Source organism: Leifsonia sp. NPDC058230, from assembly GCF_042882245.1.
Lineage (GTDB): Bacteria > Actinomycetota > Actinomycetes > Actinomycetales > Microbacteriaceae > Leifsonia.
Genome location: NZ_JBHVWM010000004.1, coordinates 218,071 through 234,885, shown reverse-complemented (window position 1 = coordinate 234,885; position 16,815 = coordinate 218,071). Strand labels below are relative to the sequence as shown.

Here is a 16,815-nt window from a genome sequence, read left to right as displayed (position 1 = left end):
GTGAGTATCGAAGTCAACAACGAGTCGGCCATCGCGGTAGACGAGGCTGCGCTGCAGCGGCTCGCGACCTACGCGTTCGACATCATGCACGTGCATCCGGATGCCGAGCTCGCGATCGTGCTGGTCGACGAGGCGGCGATGGAGCAGCTTCACGTGCAGTGGATGGACGAGCCAGGGCCCACCGACGTGCTCAGCTTCCCGATGGACGAGTTGCGTCCAGGAACGGAAGACGAGCCGTCGCCGGCCGGGCTGCTCGGCGATGTCGTGCTCTGCCCGCAGGTGGCGCAGGCACAGGCGGAGACGGCCGGGCACAGCCTGATGGAGGAGCTGCTGCTGCTCACGACGCACGGCATCCTGCACCTGCTCGGGTTCGATCACGCCGATCCCGCCGAGGAGCGGGAGATGTTCGGCATCCAGCGCGACATCCTCATCGGGTTCTCGCGCTACGACCGACAACGATAGGGGGGCGGATGCTGGTCACGGTCTTCTTCGTCGTCGCGTTCCTGCTCGTCGCCTTCGGTGGTCTGATGGCCGCCGTCGACTCCGCGATCTCGGTGCAATCCCGTGCCGACATCGCTGAGCTCGCCGACACGTCGCGCGCCAGGAAGTCACTCCTCGCGATCGCGGCCGATCCCGGCGCGCACTTCAACGCCATCAACTTCATCCGAATCACTGCCGAGACCACGGCGGCGGTTCTGGTGACGCTCGCGTTCGAGATGATCTTCGAGCAGTGGTGGATCTCGCTCCTGCTGTCGGCACTCATCATGACCGGGGTCTCATTCGTCCTGGTCGGGGCGAGTCCGCGCAGCGTCGGTCGTGCCCATTCGAAATTCCTGCTGCAGCTGACCGCTCCGCTGATCCGTGCCATCAGAGTGCTGCTCGGACCGATCGCCGACGGTCTGGTCGCGCTCGGTAACCGGGTGACGCCCTCGATCTCGCGATCCGCGCCCGTGGCCAGCGAAGAGCAACTGCTCAGCATCGTCGACGAGGCGACCGAGTTCGACGTGCTCGAAGAAGACGACCGCGAACTGATCCACTCGATCTTCGAGTTCAACGACACGGTGGTGCGCGAGGTCATGCTTCCGCGTACCGACATGGTGACGATCGACAAGAGCGCCGGGCTCGGCACGGCCATGGGGCTGTTCCTGAGCAAAGGCGTGTCGAGGATGCCCGTGATCGACGGCGACCCCGACAACGTCGTCGGCATCCTCTATCTCCGCGATGTTGCCAAGCTGAGCTTCGAGAAGCCGCTCGGTGCCGACGAGGTGACGATGGGCGAGCTGGCACGCCCGGCTCTGTTCGTCCCCGAATCGCAGAAGGCGGATGCGCTGCTGCGCCAGATGCAGCTCGAATCGAACCATCTGGCGATGGTCGTCGACGAATACGGCGGAATCGCCGGTCTCGTGACGATGGAGGACCTCATCGAGGAACTCGTCGGCGACATCTCCGACGAGTACGACCACGAGGTGGAGCTCGTGCAGCAGATCGGTGCGGGGCGCTACCGGGTCAGCACCCGGCTGCCCATCGACGAGCTCGGCGAACTGTTCGGCCTCGAGCTGGACGACGACGACGTCGACACCGTCGGCGGTCTCGTCTCGAAGCTGCTCGGACGTCTGCCGGAGATCGGCTCGAAGGTCTCCGCGTACGGGCTGCTCTTCACCGTGGACCGCACCGAGGGCCGCCGCAAACACGTGAGCACCGTGCTCGTCGAGCGCGACACCGCATTGATCTCGGCGCCAGAGGCGTCGGCAGAGGAGAACCACCAGTGACCGATTTCCACGCCGGATTCGTCTCGTTCGTCGGCCGCCCGAATGTCGGCAAGTCGACGCTCACCAACGCGCTCGTCGGAGAGAAGGTGGCCATCACGAGCTCGAAGCCGCAGACCACCCGCCGTGCGATCCGTGGCATCGTGCACCAGAAGAACGGCCAGTTGATCCTGGTGGACACTCCGGGCATCCACCGGCCCCGCACTCTGCTCGGCGAACGGCTGAACTCCCTGGTGCAGTCGACGCTCGGCGATGTCGACGTGATCGGGTTCTGCGTACCGGCCGACGAGAAGATCGGACCGGGCGACCGGTTCATCAACGAGCAGCTCGACGCATATCCGCGGGCGAAGAAGGTCGCGATCGTCACGAAAATCGACGCCGCCAGCAAAGCTGCCGTCGCGGAGCAGCTGCTCGCGGTGTCGGCGCTGCGCGAGTGGGAGGCGATCGTTCCGCTCTCGGCGACCAGCCACATCCAGCTCGATACGTTGACCTCCGAGCTGATGCGTCTGCTGCCCAGCTCACCGGCGCCGCTCTACCCGGCGGATGCGGTGACCGACGAGGGCCTCGAAGACCGCATCTCCGAGTACATCCGCGAGGCCGTACTCGAAGGCGTCGAGGACGAGCTCCCTCACTCGCTCGCCGTCACCATCGACGACATCGTGGAGCGAGACGACAAGGACCTCGTCGAGGTCTACGCGAACCTCTTCGTGGAGCGGGACAGTCAGAAGGCGATCGTGATCGGCAAGGGCGGGAGCCGCATCCGCGACGTCGGCGCGGCCGCTCGCGTGCCCATCGAAGCACTGCTCGGCAAACAGGTGTTCCTGTCGATCCGTGTAAAGGTCGCGAAGGACTGGCAGCGCGACCCGAAGCAACTCGGACGACTGGGCTTCTGACCAGCTGGGCGTGACCGCGTACATCCAGCGGATGAAATCCGCCGTCACGGCGGCTTCGGCCGTCTCCCGCCCCGTACCGTAGAAGCATGCAGCACCCTACCCACCTCCTGGAGCGGCTCGTGCCGTTCCGCTGGGTGCTCGAGCCTGCCCTAGGGCTCATCCTGTTCAGCGTGTGGCTGATCTCCGGGCTCGCGCTGGGCGTCGAGACCGCGTTGACCCTGCTCCTCTATTGCGCCGCCGTCGCCGTGTCGCGGGTTCTCCCCGGAGCGGCGCTGGGCTTGATCTGTGCAGCCGTGCTCCTGGATGTGGTGAGCTCAGCGACCCTCGAGACGCCGTTCCGGGTCATCGGACTCGTGGCGGCGCTGTTCACGGTCTTCGGCGTCGCGGCGCACTCGGGCCGCGTCGTGCGCTGGCTCGATTTCACCGCTGCGATCCTCCTCGGGCCGGCGGTCGCCTATCTCTTCACGGTGCGCGGGCAGCTCAAGTTCCCGCTGTTCGGTCCACTGATCGGCGGGTACTACACGTCGCAGGGTGTCGGTCTCCTGCTCATGAGCCTGCTCCTGGTGGTCGGTTTCGTCGCGTGCTGGTTCGTCGGATTCCTGGTCGCTCGACAGCGCGCAGCGCCGTCGACAGAGGGGAGCTCGGTACTCGTCTGGCTCGCCTCGTCGGGAGGGACGCGGGTCACCGACCCCGACATCGAGAATGTCGGGCTCGTGCGCCGGCTCACCCGCGCCGAGCTCGCGTTCGACGTGGCCGGTGCCGTCGCCTTCGCGTTCGTCTGCCTCTTCCTCGACGCCGTCAGCGTCTTCGGTTTCGACAGCGACGGGGGTCCGCGCTCCGGATTCCTCGTGATGATCGGATTCGCAGTCGCGATCGCGGTGCGACGGATCTCGCCGGCCGTCGCGCTGGCCCTCGCGTGGCTGGCCGCGATCCTGCAGATGACGACCGGCCACACCATCCAGTTCAGCGACATCGGCGTGCTGATCGTGCTCTATGCGACGGCGGCCTACGGTGATCGGATCGTTCGATGGTCGGGGCTGATCTCGGCGGGCGTCGGAGCAGTCGTTGCTGCGCTGTACTTGACCCTCACGTCGGCGCTCAGTCAGAACTACCTCAACCTCCTCTCCGGGGCGATCGCGCAGCTGGCTCTGCAGTTCGCGTTCCTCTTCGTGGTCAGCGTCACGGTTCTCGGACTGTCGTGGGTGCTCGGTCTGCTCGTGCGCACGTGGCGAACGGCCCGCCTCTCCCGTCGTGCTCAGGCCGAGGCCGAGCTCGATCGCGCACGGGCCGTCGAAGACGTCGTGGTCGAGCAGGAGCGCACACGCATCGCGCGAGACATGCACGACGTCGTCGCCCACTCGCTCGCCGTCGTCATCGCTCAGGCGGACGGCGCCCGCTACGCGCGCCACGCCGATCCCGACTCCGTCGACGAAGCGCTCAAGACCATCGCTTCGACGGCACGGTCCGCCCTCGGTGACGTGCGGGTGCTGCTCGCCGAGCTGCGCCACGCCCAGCCTGAGGGTCCGCAGCCGTCGCTCGACGACCTCGACCGCACCATCGACCAGATCCGCGCCGCCGGTCTCGACGTCTCGTACGAGCGGATCGGCGACGTCGGTCGCCTCGGATCCGCTCAGCAGATAGCGGCATACCGAATCGTGCAGGAGGCGCTCACCAACGCACTCCGGCACGGAGACACCGCGACGTCCGCCTCTGTCATCCTCGCCGAATCGGCGAAGGAGAACGGGGGACCCGGAGTCGTCATCACCGTGAGGAACATCATGAAACCGCTCTCGCTCGACACTCCGGCGACGGGAACCGGGGCGCTGCCCCGCATCGGCCATGGCCTGCCGGGAATGCGCGAGCGTGCCGCCCTGGCCGGTGGCTCGCTCGCAGCGGGGCCGAGCGGCGACTGGTTCGTCGTGAGCGCCTTCCTTCCCGCCGGAGCCACTGCATGAGCGGGACGGAGCAGGGCACGCCCATCCGGGTGCTGCTCGTCGACGATCAGGCGCTGTTCCGTGCGGGCATCCGGATGCTGGTGAGCTCGCAGCCCGACCTCGAGTTCGTGGGGGAGGCGGCCAACGGAGCGGAGGGTGTGCGGCTGGCTCGGGAGGTCTCTCCCGATGTCGTTCTCATGGACATCCGGATGCCTGTCATGGACGGTATCGCGGCGACGACCGAGATCGTCGAGGCTGCCGCGCGCTCTGGCTCATCCGCCCCGAGGATCGTCGTGCTCACGACCTTCGACCTCGACGAAGCGGCGGCTCGCGCCATCCGTGGCGGGGCGAGCGGTTTCGTGTTGAAGGATGCGGAGCCCGAGTTCCTTCTCGCAGCGATCCGCACCGTGCACGCGGGCAGCGCCGTGATCGCCGCAGGAGCCACCCGCGAGCTGTTCCAGTTCTTCTCGGCCGGCGAGCCCGCGAAGCCGCAGCCGCCGGAATTCGACACCCTCACCGCCCGGGAGCGGGAGATCTTCGTGCTCGCCGCCCGCGGTCTGAGCAACTCGGAGATCGCCGCGACCGAGTTCTTGAGCGAGGCGACGGTGAAGACCCACATCAGCCGCATCCTGAGCAAGCTCGGGCTGCGCGACCGGGTGCAGATGGTGGTCTACGCGTTCGAGCACGGGCTCACGGCGGTCGACTAGCAGCGCGTGAATCATCCTCGCGGTGGATGGCCGGTAGGTCCTTCGCCCGATTCGAGCCGTGCCGCGCATCCCTAGCGTTGAGGCATGGACAACGTCACCAGTTCGACGGTCACGACCGCCGCTCCCATCTTTCCGCCGCTCGAGAAACTCGTCGCGCGGGTGGTGAACGCGACCAAGTCGTACGGGGCCGGCGCCGGCCGCGTCAACGCGCTCCACGGCGCATCCCTGGGCATCCCCGCCGGCCAGTTCACCGCGATCATGGGCCCGAGCGGCTCCGGCAAGTCGACTCTCATGCACATCATGGCCGGTCTCGACTCGGTGACGAGCGGGCAGGTGTGGCTCGGCGACACCGAGATCACCCGACTCCAGGATGCGGAGCTCACGGTGCTGCGTCGTCGTCGCGTCGGGTTCGTGTTCCAGTCCTTCAACCTCGTGCCGACCCTCGATGTCGCCGCGAACATCCGTCTGCCCTTCGAGCTCGACGGTCGTCGGCCGACCCGTACGCAGAGCGAGTGGATCGACCACCTGGTCGAGTCGCTCGGGCTGACCGACCGGCTCACGCACCGCCCGCACGAACTCTCCGGCGGACAGCAGCAGCGCGTTGCGATCGCGCGCGCCCTCGCGACGCGGCCCGATCTGATTTTCGCCGACGAACCGACCGGCAACCTCGATTCGCGCACCGGCCGCGAAGTGCTGACGCTTCTTGCCGAGGCCAGCCGCACGTATGGGCAGAGCATCGCCATGGTGACGCACGACCCGATCGCAGCGAGCTTCGCGGATCGCATCGTCTTCCTGGCCGACGGTGCTGTCGTCGACGAACGCGACCGTGCCACGCCCGAGGAGATCTCCGGCTACATGCTCGGCATGGAGCAGCGCGCGTGAGCCGGCCGTTCTCCGCGTTCCGGGCGAACGCCAGGGAGCATCGGGCGAGCATCCTCGTCGCCGCGCTCAGTGCCGCATTCGGCGTGGCACTGCTCGCATCGACCGGCGTGCTGGCCGCGTTCATCGCGGGTGACGATCTCGCCTCCCGCCACGGGTCCGTCCTCGTGGCGCTGGATGTGGTCGCGGGCGTGTTCTTCACGATCGCCGTCTACGTCGGCGCGATCGTCACCACGAACACCTTCGCGACGATCATCGCCGGTCGCACTCGCACGATCGCTCTGCTGCGGTTGATCGGTTCGAGCGCGCGTGCGCAGCGACGGTCCGTCGCCGGCGAGGGGTTCGTCGTCGGTGTCATCGGCGCCGTGGCCGGCGGAGCGTTCTCCGCCACGTTGGCCCTCGCCGCCGTTCGGGTGTTCGTGACGATGGGGGTTCTCCCGGATGAGCCGTATCCCGTTCTGACACCTGTACTGCTCGCACCACTGGCCATCGTCGTCGCGACCACCTGGCTGGCGTCGTGGGTCGGAAGCCGCCGGGTGCTGACGGTGACGCCGGTGCAGGCGCTCGGCGCATCCGAGGAACGGCCGGCGACAGCGATCCGGGGGAGCCGCTGGCGCAATGCCGTGGCGTTCGCACTGGTGGTGCTCGGCGTCGCCCTTCTCGTCTTCGGCCTGCTGCTCGGTCTCGGGATCTTCGCGGCCACCCCGATCGGCTCGTTCACGTCGTACGGTGTGCTGATCGCGCTCCCAGGCGGAGTGCTCTCGTTCACCGGGATCATCCTCGCGGCACCACTGTTCATGCCGCCCATCCTCCGAGGCGTCGGCCTGATCTTCGGGCGCGGGACGGCGGCGCGGCTCGCGGCTGCGAACGCCGTGCGCAACCCGGAGCGCAGCTCCCGCACGACGATCGGTCTCGTCATCGGCGTCACGCTGATCACGATGTTCGTCGTCGCATCGCAGTCGTACCTGCAGATGATCCACCAGGCGCAGGAGAACGAGCCCGGAATGTACGCGGGCGTCGACAGCGTGCTCACGGCGACGATGGCGGTGTTCACGGTACTGATCGGATTCTCCGCGATCATCGCGGCGGTCGGTGTCGTGAACAGCCTTTCGCTCAGCGTGCTCCAGCGCCGCCGCGAACTCGGACTGCTCAGAGCTCTGGGGTTCAGCGCCACGCAGGTGCGGCGGATGATCCTGGCCGAGAGCGCGCAGCTGACCGTTGCATCGATCGTCATCGGACTCGTGCTCGGCACGGTGTACGGCTGGATCGGGGCGCAGGCGCTGCTCGGGAGCATCCCGGGCGGAGGACTGCTCGTGCCGAGTCTGCCATGGCCGTTCCTCGGCTTCATCGTGCTGGCTGCTGCGCTGCTCGCGGTGGTCGCGTCCGTCGCGCCGACCAGGCGCGCAACGTCCGTCGCTCCTGTCGCCGCACTCGCTGTGGAGTAGACGCGCCTTTTCTCAGGCAGATGACCCCGGGGCTAGGAGTTGGCTGAAGAGGGCCGTCACGCAGGCTTTCCCTGAGCAGAACGTCGAATAATGACGTCGGCTCTGCACCGGATGGAAAGGACCGCGCCCTGGACTGGATCACGACACTGAGGTTCGACAAGCCCCCGTTCCTCATCGCGACGGATGCGCTGATCGCTGTTCTGGCGCTCTATCTCTTGGTCCGGCCGACGCGGCGGCGCGCCATCGTCGGGCTTGCGGCGCTGGTCGTGGGAGGACTCATCGGGCTCCTCACAACCTGGATCCTCGGCGATGTCCTCGATGTCTTCGGAGTGGCCCTCACCCCGGTGACTCGGATGTGGGTGATGATCGGGTTCGCGGGGGTGGCCTTGGCAGTCGTCAACCTGTTCCGGTCCCGATGGTGGCGCAAACTCGTGGCCATCGTGAGCATCCCGATCTTCCTGATCGCGGCGGGAGCCGGAATCAACGTCGACTTCGGCGAGTATCGCGACCTCGACGATGTTCTCGGCGTCGTGCCTTTCGCACCATTGAACCTCCACAGCGAGCGCGGCCAGGTCACCGGCGTCGGAACCGACTACTCGGCGACCTGGACCGCGCCCGCATCGGTTCCGTCCCACGGCGAGATCGGTGCGGTGCGCATCCCGGCGACCCACTCCGGGTTCGCGGCGAGGGAGGCCGTTGTCTACCTGCCTCCCGCCGCGCTGGTCGCTGATCCTCCGGTTCTCCCCATCCTCTACGCCTTTTCCGGGCAGCCGGGTGCGCCGTCGAATGTGTTCACAGCCGGCCGCATCGCCACGCAGATGGATGAGTTCGCGGCGAAGCACCACGGTCTTGCGCCGATCGTCGTCGCCGCCGACCAGCTCGGCGCCCCGAACCACAACCCGATGTGCGTCGATTCTCCGGATCTCGGCAATTCCGCCACCTACTTGCTCAGGGATGTGCCCGACTGGATCAGGTCTCACCTCCGGGTCAGCAGCGACCCGGCGGCCTGGGGTGTGTTCGGGTATTCGGAAGGTGCGACCTGCGCCATGCAGTTCGCCGCAGGGCATCCGGGGATGTTCGGATCGGCGATCGCGTCCTCTGCCGAACTCCGTCCGAGCCTGGGTGACGACCACGACACGATCGTCAAAGGCTTCGGTGGATCCGCCGCCGCGTATCGTGCCGCACAGCCGGGCGCCCTCATGGCGGACAATGCTCCGTACGAGGACTCGCTCGTCATCCTGGGTGTCGGCCAGAACGACGCGAAGTACACCGCGTACGCGAAGGCCCTCGAAGCAGACGCGATCAGAGCAGGAATAGCGACCCATCTGTACATCTCACCGGGCTCGGCGCACGACTGGCAGACCGTTCGCCATACGCTCGCCGTCGGATTCCCCGCTGTCGCGGCCCACATGGGGCTCGGGTCGTGACCACGTTCCGCCGTCATCTGCTGAGGATTCTCTCGAAACAGCCGTTCACGCTCGCACTGACTGCGACGATCCTGATCCTCGCCCTGGCTACCGGCCCGGTGCACGGCCCTCGCAGGCCGTTTCACGTCTGGCTCGGAACCGGCCCCGGACCCCTGACCGACGGTCATTGGTGGTCGACCATCACGTCCGTCCTCTTCACCGACAACCTCAGCGAGCTGATACTCGCGCTCGTCCTGACCATCGCACTCGTCGGCGCGGCCGAACGGTTGATGGGCACCTGGCGGACCGCTGTCGCCTACGTCGTGACGTCGACTGTCGGGATCCTGCTCGGGGTCGGTCTGCAGCTGGTCGCCTCCGGCACCGGCGAGATGTGGGGACGCAGTGTGCGAAACATGATCGTGCTCGACGTGTTCACGGCGGTCGGAGGGACGATCATGGCCGCGAGCGCCTTCGCCGGTGCGCTCTGGCGGAGGCGCATCCGCGTGCTGACCGTCCTCGTCGCCCTGGTCCTGGTGCTCTATTCCGGTCTGCCCGGAGATCTTTACAGACTGTTCGCGATTCTGATCGGTCTCGCCCTCGGCGTGCTCTTGCGTCCGCCCGCCACTCTCGCGGGCTGGGTTCGTAGTTCGCATCATGAGGTGCGGGTACTGCTGGCATCCGCCGTCGCGATCACCGCGATCGGCCCGGTGGTCGGACTCATGGCGCAATCTCGGAGCGGATTGCTGTCGCCGATCAAGCTCCTCTTCACCAACGAGGTCCCCGAGCGCGGCGCGGTGTTGGCGCGCTGTCAGGCCTTCTCGGTGACCAGGCAGTGCGTGCAAGACCTTACGCTCGAGCGGATCAACGGGCTCGGGCCCATCCTCGTCTCCGTTCTGCCTCTGCTGGTGCTTCTCGTCGCGGCATACGGATTGCTGCGCGGGGCGCGCTTCGCGGTCTGGCTCGCCGTCACTGTGAATCTGCTCCTCGCAGTGCTGTCAGCCCTGTACTTCGGCCTGCTCCCGCTGGCCGGTCTGACGTCGGCTCCTCGCTTCAGCGCACACTATTGGGAGGTGTCGGTCGATCTGACGCTGTCGGCGATGCTGCCTCTCGTGTTCGCTGTTGTGCTGATCGTGCTCCGTAAACACTTTCCTGTACGGGCCGCCGCTCGTGCAGTGCGACGTTATGTGCTCACGGTCCTCGTTTCGGGTATCGTGCTGGCGCTGGTGTACCTCGGGGTGAGCTACGCGTTCCGGGAGACGGGATTCACCAGGATCGTCGGGCTCTCCGACCTGCTCGGTGATCTGCTCGAACGCTTCGTCCCAGCGAACTTCCTCCGGCGCGAGACGATCAGCTTCCTCCCGACAGCTCCGCTGGTCACGATCGTGTACCACAACGTCGGCACAGTGTTCTGGCTCGTCGCGATCGTCGCTGCCGTCCCCGTGATGCGCGGAGGCGCATCCTGGAGCGGTGCAACCGAAGCGGCCCGGGTCCGGAGCCTGTTGCAGCGCGGCGGAGGGGACGCGATCTCGTTCATGGCCACCTGGCCGGGAAACGACTACTGGTTCGATGCGGTCGACGGCCGGGCGATCGCATACCGGGTCGTCGGCCGCATTGCGCTCACGCTGGGTGGCCCGTTCGGGGCGCCACCTCCACACGATCGCTCGATCGGCCGGTTCGCCCGGTTCTGCGACGACAACGGCTGGGTGCCGGTGTTCTACAGCGTGGATGCAGAGCTCAGACCGCTCTTCGAGGGTCTCGGGTGGTCCACCACCGTCGTCGCCGAGGAGACGGTCATCCGCCCGCAGCAGTGGGCGACGACCGGCAAGAAGTGGCAGGACGTGCGCACCTCGATCAATCGCGCCGAACGCGCGGGCATCCGGGCGGAATGGACGACCTTCGTGGCGCTGCCCCTCGTCGCGACCGCGCAGCTCGCCGACATTTCCGAGGCGTGGGTGGCCGACAAGGATCTGCCCGAGATGGGCTTCACGTTGGGCGGGCTCGACGAACTTCACGATCCAGCGGTGCAGCTGATGATCGCGGTCGACGGGCACGGTCGAATCGAGGGTGTCACCAGCTGGCTTCCCACCTACCGCGACGGCGCGGTGATCGGCTGGACCCTCGATTTCATGCGCCGGCGCCCCGACAGCATCAACGGGGTCATGGAGTTCCTGATCGCCGAATCGGCCACCAGGATGCGCGACGACGGCATCGAGTTCATGAGCCTCTCCGCCGCACCGCTCGCCCACACCGCTGCCGCTGGGGAGAGCGAACCCAGCAGCTTGGATCGCCTCCTCGGGTTCCTCAGCGCCTCCCTCGAACCTGTGTACGGGTTCCGCTCCCTGCTCAACTTCAAGCGCAAGTTCCAGCCGGAACTGCATCCGCTGATCATGGCGTACCCCGACCCCGTGCAACTGCCGGCGATCGGGATCGCGCTGGTGCGCGCATACCTTCCACAGCTCTCGGTGAGGCAGGCTGCGAGGCTCGCCCGGGGCCGGAGCTGAGAGCTGTGCACTGACCGGATCGGGATGACCGATCCAGACCCGCGTGCTACGCTCGATACTGTGTTCGGTCTGCTCCTTCTTAGCTGCCGCGACGAGTCCTAGTTCTGGGCCTCCCTCGTCGCGGAGTTCGTCGTCGGCTCTCCACCACACCGCACGAGGAGATTTCAGACCATGAAGAACACCCAGGCGCCGAGCGCCATGCCGATCCATAAATACCGGCCGTTCCATGAGCAGTTCCGTGTCGAGCTGCCCGACCGCACCTGGCCCGACCAGCGCATCACCGAGGCGCCGCGCTGGTGCGCGGTCGATCTGCGCGACGGCAACCAGGCGCTGATCGACCCGATGAGCCCCGAGCGCAAGCGCATCATGTTCGATCTGCTCGTGCGGATGGGCTACAAGGAGATCGAGGTCGGCTTCCCGAGCGCGAGCCAGACCGACTTCGACTTCGTCCGCAGCCTCATCGAAGAGAACGCGATCCCCGACGACGTCACCATCCAGGTGCTGACCCAGTCGCGCGAGCACTTGATCAAACGCACGTACGAGTCGCTGATCGGCGCTAAGCAGGCCATCGTCCACCTCTACAACTCGACGAGCGTTCTGCAGCGCGACGTCGTCTTCCGCACCGACAAGCAGGGCATCATCGACATCGCCCTGAGCGGAGCGCGCCTGTGCCGCTCGATGGAGTCGACGGTCCCCGGCACCACGATCTACTACGAGTACTCGCCGGAAAGCTACACGGGCACCGAGCTCGAGTTCGCGGTCGACATCTGCAACCAGGTTCTCGAGGTCTTCGAGCCGACACCCGAGCGCAAGGTCATCATCAACCTGCCGGCCACCGTCGAGATGGCCACTCCGAACGTGTACGCCGACTCGATCGAGTGGATGTCGCGCCGCTTGGCCCACCGCGAGAATGTCATCCTCTCGCTGCACCCGCACAACGACCGCGGAACGGCCATCGCGGCCGCGGAGCTCGGCTACATGGCCGGCGCCGACCGCATCGAAGGCTGCCTCTTCGGCAACGGCGAGCGCACCGGCAACGTCGACCTGGTGGCGCTGGGCATCAATCTGTTCACGCAGGGCATCGACCCGCAGATCGACTTCAGCGACGTCGATTCCATCAAGCGCACCGTCGAGCACGTCAACCAGCTGCCCGTGCACGAACGCAGTCCGTGGGCCGGCGACCTGGTCTTCACCGCGTTCAGCGGATCGCACCAGGATGCGATCAAGAAGGGGTTCGAGGCGATGGCCGCCGACGCGGCCGAACAGGGCAAGAGCGTCGACGATCTGCTCTGGGCGGTTCCCTACCTGCCGGTCGACCCGAAAGATCTGGGCCGCAGCTATGAGGCGGTCATCCGCGTCAACTCGCAGTCGGGCAAGGGCGGGGTCGCGTACCTGTTGAAGACCGACCACGCCCTCGACCTGCCGCGCAAGCTGCAGATCGAGTTCTCGGGCGTCGTGCAGGCGAAGACGGACGCCGAAGGCGGCGAGGTCTCGAGTGACGACATCTGGGCGATCTTCCAGGACGAGTACCTTCCTGCGCCCGCCCACGCGGCGGACAGCAAGTGGGGTCGATTCGAGCTGGGCAGCACCAGCACCTCGAACGAGACCGGTGGTGAAGTCGAGCTCACCGTGACGCTGCGCGACGGCGACTCCGTCGCGCGAGCGACCGGCACGGGCAACGGGCCCATCGCTGCGTTCCTCGACATCCTGAACCACCGCGGGATCAGCGTGCACCTCTACGACTACTCGCAGCACACGCTGTCGGCGAGCGAGTCGGCCTACGCCGCGGCATACGTCGAACTGGACGTGGAGGGCAAGCGACTGTGGGGCGTCGGGATCGACGCGGACACGACCACCGCATCCTTCAAGGCCGTCGTCTCTGCCGTGAACCGGGCAGTGCGTGCCTCCGAGTCGGAGGCCACGACGACAGAATCGGAGACGCTGGTCTCGGCGTAGCGGTCCGCCTGCTGATCGCTACTCTGGTCGATCGATCTTGTAGCGGGGGAGCGAGGCGGTGTCGGTGCGCTCCGCCGAGGACGGCCTGCGGGCGATCCTCGGCCAGCGGGGGCGGAAGCTGCTCAGGCTGAGCTCGCGCTGCTCCGGAAGGCTCCAGCCGAAGCGCACGGCGAGCAGTCGCAGGATGAGCGTCACCACCACGCAGACGATCGCTGCGATCGTGGGCGGCACGCCGAGGTCGACCAGCACGACGAGAACGACCGTGCCGGCGCCCGCGGCGACTGCATAGAACGATCCGACGTGCATCAGCGCGATCGGCAGGGTGAGCAGCATGTCGCGCAGGATCGAACCGCCGACAGCTGCGACCACGCCGACGAAGACCGCGGGCACCTCGGGAAGACCGAGCGAGAGCGCCTTGGTCGTTCCGATCGCGCCGAAGAGCCCGATCGTGAGGGCGTCGAGAAACGTGATGATCGGGTCGAGGCGGCGGAACAGACGTACCAGCAGCATCCCGAGCAGGGCTGCGACGACGGTGATCGGCAAGTACCAGTTCGACTGGAGGGCGACCGGCTGGGTCACCAGCAGCAGGTCGCGAAGCAGACCGCCCCCGACGCCCGTCGCGACTCCGATGATCGCTATGCCGAGCAGGTCGAGGCGACGGTCGCGAAAGCCGGAGGCGAACATCGCGCCCTGCAGGCTTCCCACGCCGACGGCCACCAAGTCCGCCCACAGGGGGATGGTGAAGGCCGTCGTGCTCATAGGTCACTTGTACCATGCGCGGCTGGCCCGGACTGTCGGCGTGACGCGGGATACTGGGGTGTGCCCGTTTACCGTGATGAAGCCGTCGTGCTGCGCACCCACAAGCTGGGTGAGGCCGACCGCATCGTCACGCTGCTCACGCGCCAGCACGGCAAAGTGCGCGCGGTGGCGAAAGGCGTTCGGCGCACGGCGTCGAAGTTCGGCTCCCGGCTCGAACCGTTCATGGTCGCCGACATTCAGCTCTACGAAGGACGAAGCCTCGATGTCGTCACCCAGGCCGAGTCGCTCGGCTCGTACGGGGCGGACATCGCCGGAGACTACGCCAGCTACACCGCCGCGAACGCGATGGTCGAGACCGCTGACCGTTTGACCGAATCCGAATCGTCGCTGCAGCAGTACCTGCTCCTCGTCGGTGCGCTCAGATCCCTCGCCCGGCGCGAGCACGGCCCGATGCTCACGCTCGACTCCTACCTGCTTCGGGCGCTCTCGCTCGCGGGCTGGGCGCCGAGCTTCCTCGACTGCTCACGCTGCGGCGCCCCCGGCCCGCATCGGAGCCTCGTCGTGCAGCTCGGCGGGGTGGTCTGCGAGAACTGCGCGCCTCAGGGTGCGCCCAAGCTCGACGCTGAGACCATCGGCCTGCTCGCGTCTCTGCTGACGGGCGATTGGGATGCTGCCGAAGCGGCCGACGACGCAACACGATCCAAGGCGAGCGGCGTGGTCGCCGCGTACACCCAGTGGCACCTCGAGCGCGGCCTGCGCTCCCTCCAGCACGTTCAGCACGACCGGAAAGCAGAGGCATGAGCCCCAAGCCGTACACGCACAGAGACGCGGTAGAGTTCCGGCCGCTCGACTGGACGGGGCTGTACCCGCCCCAGCTCCCCGCATCCGCTGTGCCGGATCATGTGGCGGTGGTCATGGACGGGAACGGCCGCTGGGCGAACAAGCGCGGACTCACCCGCATCGAAGGCCATCGTGCCGGCGAGGCGGCACTGCTGGACGTGGTGGCCGGCGCGATCCAGATCGGAGTCAAGCACCTGAGCGTCTATGCCTTCTCGACGGAGAACTGGAAGCGCTCGCCCGAAGAAGTGCGGTTCCTGATGGGCTTCAATCGTGACGTGCTGCACCGCCGCCGCGACCAGCTCAACGAGTGGGGTGTGCGTGTGCGTTGGGCCGGCCGTAGACCGCGCCTCTGGTCGTCGGTGATCAAAGAACTGCAGTTCGCGGAGAAGCTGACGGCGGCCAATGACACGCTGACCCTCACGATGTGCGTCAACTACGGCGGGCGCACCGAGATAGCGGATGCGGTGCGCACTCTCGCCGAGGAGGTGGCCGCAGGCCGCATCAAGCCGTCTGCGGTCACCGAGAAGTCCATCCAGCGGCACCTCTACGCTCCTGAGCTGCCCGACGTCGACCTGTTCGTGCGCAGTTCGGGTGAGCAGCGCACCAGCAACTTCATGCTCTGGCAGAGCGCGTACGCCGAGATGGTCTTCCTCGACACGCTCTGGCCCGATTTCTCGCGGACCGATCTCTGGCAGGCCATCGAGCTGTACGCATCCCGCAACCGGCGGTTCGGCGGGGCCGTCGACGCGCCGGGAATGCCCGGCTGACTTCCGCCGTTGGCCCTGGTGTGAGCGAACCCATCAAAATCGACATCTGGTCCGACATCGCCTGCCCGTGGTGCTACATCGGCAAGCGCAAGTTCGAGGCGGGCAGCGGCCTCTTCTCTGAGTCAGGAGACAACCGCGCGGTCGAGATCGAGTACCACTCGTTCGAGCTGTCTCCCGACACCCCCGTCGACTTCGACGGCAGCGAGGTCGACTTCCTCGCCGGCCACAAGGGGATCTCAGCCGATCAGGTCGGCCCGATGCTGGAGCGCGTGACCGGCATCGCCGCATCCGTCGGCCTCGACTACGACTACGACATCCTGAAGCACACCAATACGATCAAGGCGCACGAGCTGATGCACTTCGCAAAGGCGCAGGGCAAGCAGCTCGAGATGGCAGAGCGTCTTTTCAAGGCCTACTTCACCGAGGGCCGCCACATCGGCCGCATCGAAGACCTCGGCGACCTCGCGGCTGACATCGGCCTCGACAGGGACGCGGTCGTGGCGTCGCTCGAGTCGGAGGAGTTCCTCTCCGATGTGCGCGCAGACCAGGGTCTCGCCCAGGAGTACGGCATCCAGGGTGTCCCGTTCTTCGTGATCGAGGGCCGCTACGGTGTCTCGGGCGCCCAGGACCCCGCCACCTTCGCCCAGGTGCTCGAGCAGGTCTGGACCGAGCGCGCCGAGGTGCCGGCGTGACCGCCGATGGTTCGGGCTCGGGCTCGGGCTCGGGCTCGCCGAAGGGCGCTGCGACGTCCTTCGCGCTGATCCCGCTCGGCTCGTCCGACGCCGCCGCGTGCGAAGGCGGCGCCTGCCTCATTCCCGGCTCGTCCGTGCCGGCCCCGACCGAGTCCTGAAACGAGGGGTGGGGGGGGCGGGGGGGCCCGCCGGCCCCCCCCCGCGGGGGGGGGGGCCCCCGAGGAGGCGGAACGAAGGAGTAAAAAAAAAAAAAAAACCACACACAAAAAA

15 protein-coding genes are annotated in these 16,815 nt (G+C 67.1%); 14 read left to right on the top strand and 1 reads right to left on the bottom strand.

The features are described 5' to 3' along the window. The 10 genes from ybeY (at position 1) to leuA (ending at position 13,487) form a co-directional block, all read left to right on the top strand. Entirely contained in the window at positions 1 to 462 is a 462-nt protein-coding gene (gene ybeY / locus ACFVV0_RS14165) for an rRNA maturation RNase YbeY (protein ID WP_387064191.1), read from the top strand. An 8-nt stretch (positions 463 to 470) separates the two neighbouring features. Further along, positions 471 to 1,769 (top strand): hemolysin family protein, encoded by a 1,299-nt coding sequence (locus ACFVV0_RS14160; RefSeq protein ID WP_387064188.1) that lies wholly within the window; start codon positions 471 to 473, stop codon positions 1,767 to 1,769. After that, positions 1,766 to 2,659, top strand: a complete 894-nt coding sequence (era, locus tag ACFVV0_RS14155) for a GTPase Era (protein WP_387064185.1) — start codon at positions 1,766 to 1,768, stop codon at positions 2,657 to 2,659. Before ACFVV0_RS14160 ends, era begins: the two co-directional genes overlap by 4 nt. 86 nt (positions 2,660 to 2,745) lie before the next feature. Further along, positions 2,746 to 4,614 carry a sensor histidine kinase gene (locus ACFVV0_RS14150; RefSeq protein WP_387064182.1) on the top strand — a complete coding sequence of 623 codons (1,869 nt, stop codon included), beginning with the start codon at positions 2,746 to 2,748 and terminating at the stop codon, positions 4,612 to 4,614. Beyond that, the gene (locus ACFVV0_RS14145) at positions 4,611 to 5,300 is read left to right on the top strand and encodes a response regulator (protein WP_387064179.1); all 690 of its coding nucleotides are present in this window, start codon (positions 4,611 to 4,613) and stop codon (positions 5,298 to 5,300) included. The genes ACFVV0_RS14150 and ACFVV0_RS14145 overlap by 4 nt, the downstream gene beginning before the upstream one ends. A gap of 84 nt (positions 5,301 to 5,384) precedes the next feature. After that, complete coding sequence (locus ACFVV0_RS14140) at positions 5,385 to 6,182, top strand: ABC transporter ATP-binding protein (protein ID WP_387064176.1); 798 nt, start codon at positions 5,385 to 5,387, stop codon at positions 6,180 to 6,182. Next, positions 6,179 to 7,624 carry an ABC transporter permease gene (locus ACFVV0_RS14135; protein ID WP_387064173.1) on the top strand — a complete coding sequence of 482 codons (1,446 nt, stop codon included), beginning with the start codon at positions 6,179 to 6,181 and terminating at the stop codon, positions 7,622 to 7,624. Before ACFVV0_RS14140 ends, ACFVV0_RS14135 begins: the two co-directional genes overlap by 4 nt. Before the next feature lie 266 nt (positions 7,625 to 7,890). Then, positions 7,891 to 9,051 (top strand): alpha/beta hydrolase, encoded by a 1,161-nt coding sequence (locus ACFVV0_RS14130; protein WP_387064170.1) that lies wholly within the window; start codon positions 7,891 to 7,893, stop codon positions 9,049 to 9,051. Beyond that, a complete protein-coding gene (locus ACFVV0_RS14125; RefSeq protein ID WP_387064167.1) occupies positions 9,048 to 11,531 on the top strand; it encodes a bifunctional lysylphosphatidylglycerol flippase/synthetase MprF in 2,484 nt (827 codons plus the stop codon). Before ACFVV0_RS14130 ends, ACFVV0_RS14125 begins: the two co-directional genes overlap by 4 nt. 171 nt (positions 11,532 to 11,702) lie before the next feature. Continuing rightward, positions 11,703 to 13,487: a 2-isopropylmalate synthase gene (gene leuA / locus ACFVV0_RS14120; protein ID WP_387064164.1), complete on the top strand. Its 1,785-nt coding sequence runs from the start codon at positions 11,703 to 11,705 to the stop codon at positions 13,485 to 13,487. Between the two features lie 18 nt (positions 13,488 to 13,505). On the opposite strand, the gene ACFVV0_RS14115 is transcribed toward leuA, so the two are convergent. Beyond that, positions 13,506 to 14,246 carry a trimeric intracellular cation channel family protein gene (locus ACFVV0_RS14115; RefSeq protein ID WP_387064161.1) on the bottom strand — a complete coding sequence of 247 codons (741 nt, stop codon included), beginning with the start codon at positions 14,244 to 14,246 and terminating at the stop codon, positions 13,506 to 13,508. A gap of 60 nt (positions 14,247 to 14,306) precedes the next feature. Here ACFVV0_RS14115 and recO point away from each other — a divergent pair, with 60 nt between their 5' ends. Genes recO through ACFVV0_RS14095 form a run of 4 tightly spaced genes read left to right on the top strand, consistent with a single transcriptional unit; the run spans position 14,307 to position 16,703 of the window. After that, positions 14,307 to 15,047, top strand: coding sequence for a DNA repair protein RecO (gene recO / locus ACFVV0_RS14110; RefSeq protein ID WP_387064158.1), 741 nt, complete (start codon positions 14,307 to 14,309; stop codon positions 15,045 to 15,047). Further along, positions 15,044 to 15,853: an isoprenyl transferase gene (locus ACFVV0_RS14105; protein ID WP_387064155.1), complete on the top strand. Its 810-nt coding sequence runs from the start codon at positions 15,044 to 15,046 to the stop codon at positions 15,851 to 15,853. The genes recO and ACFVV0_RS14105 overlap by 4 nt, the downstream gene beginning before the upstream one ends. A 20-nt stretch (positions 15,854 to 15,873) precedes the next feature. Beyond that, positions 15,874 to 16,545 carry a DsbA family protein gene (locus ACFVV0_RS14100; RefSeq protein WP_387064152.1) on the top strand — a complete coding sequence of 224 codons (672 nt, stop codon included), beginning with the start codon at positions 15,874 to 15,876 and terminating at the stop codon, positions 16,543 to 16,545. Continuing rightward, positions 16,542 to 16,703, top strand: a complete 162-nt coding sequence (locus tag ACFVV0_RS14095; protein ID WP_387064149.1) for a hypothetical protein — start codon at positions 16,542 to 16,544, stop codon at positions 16,701 to 16,703. Before ACFVV0_RS14100 ends, ACFVV0_RS14095 begins: the two co-directional genes overlap by 4 nt. Positions 16,704 to 16,815: the final 112 nt, after the last annotated feature.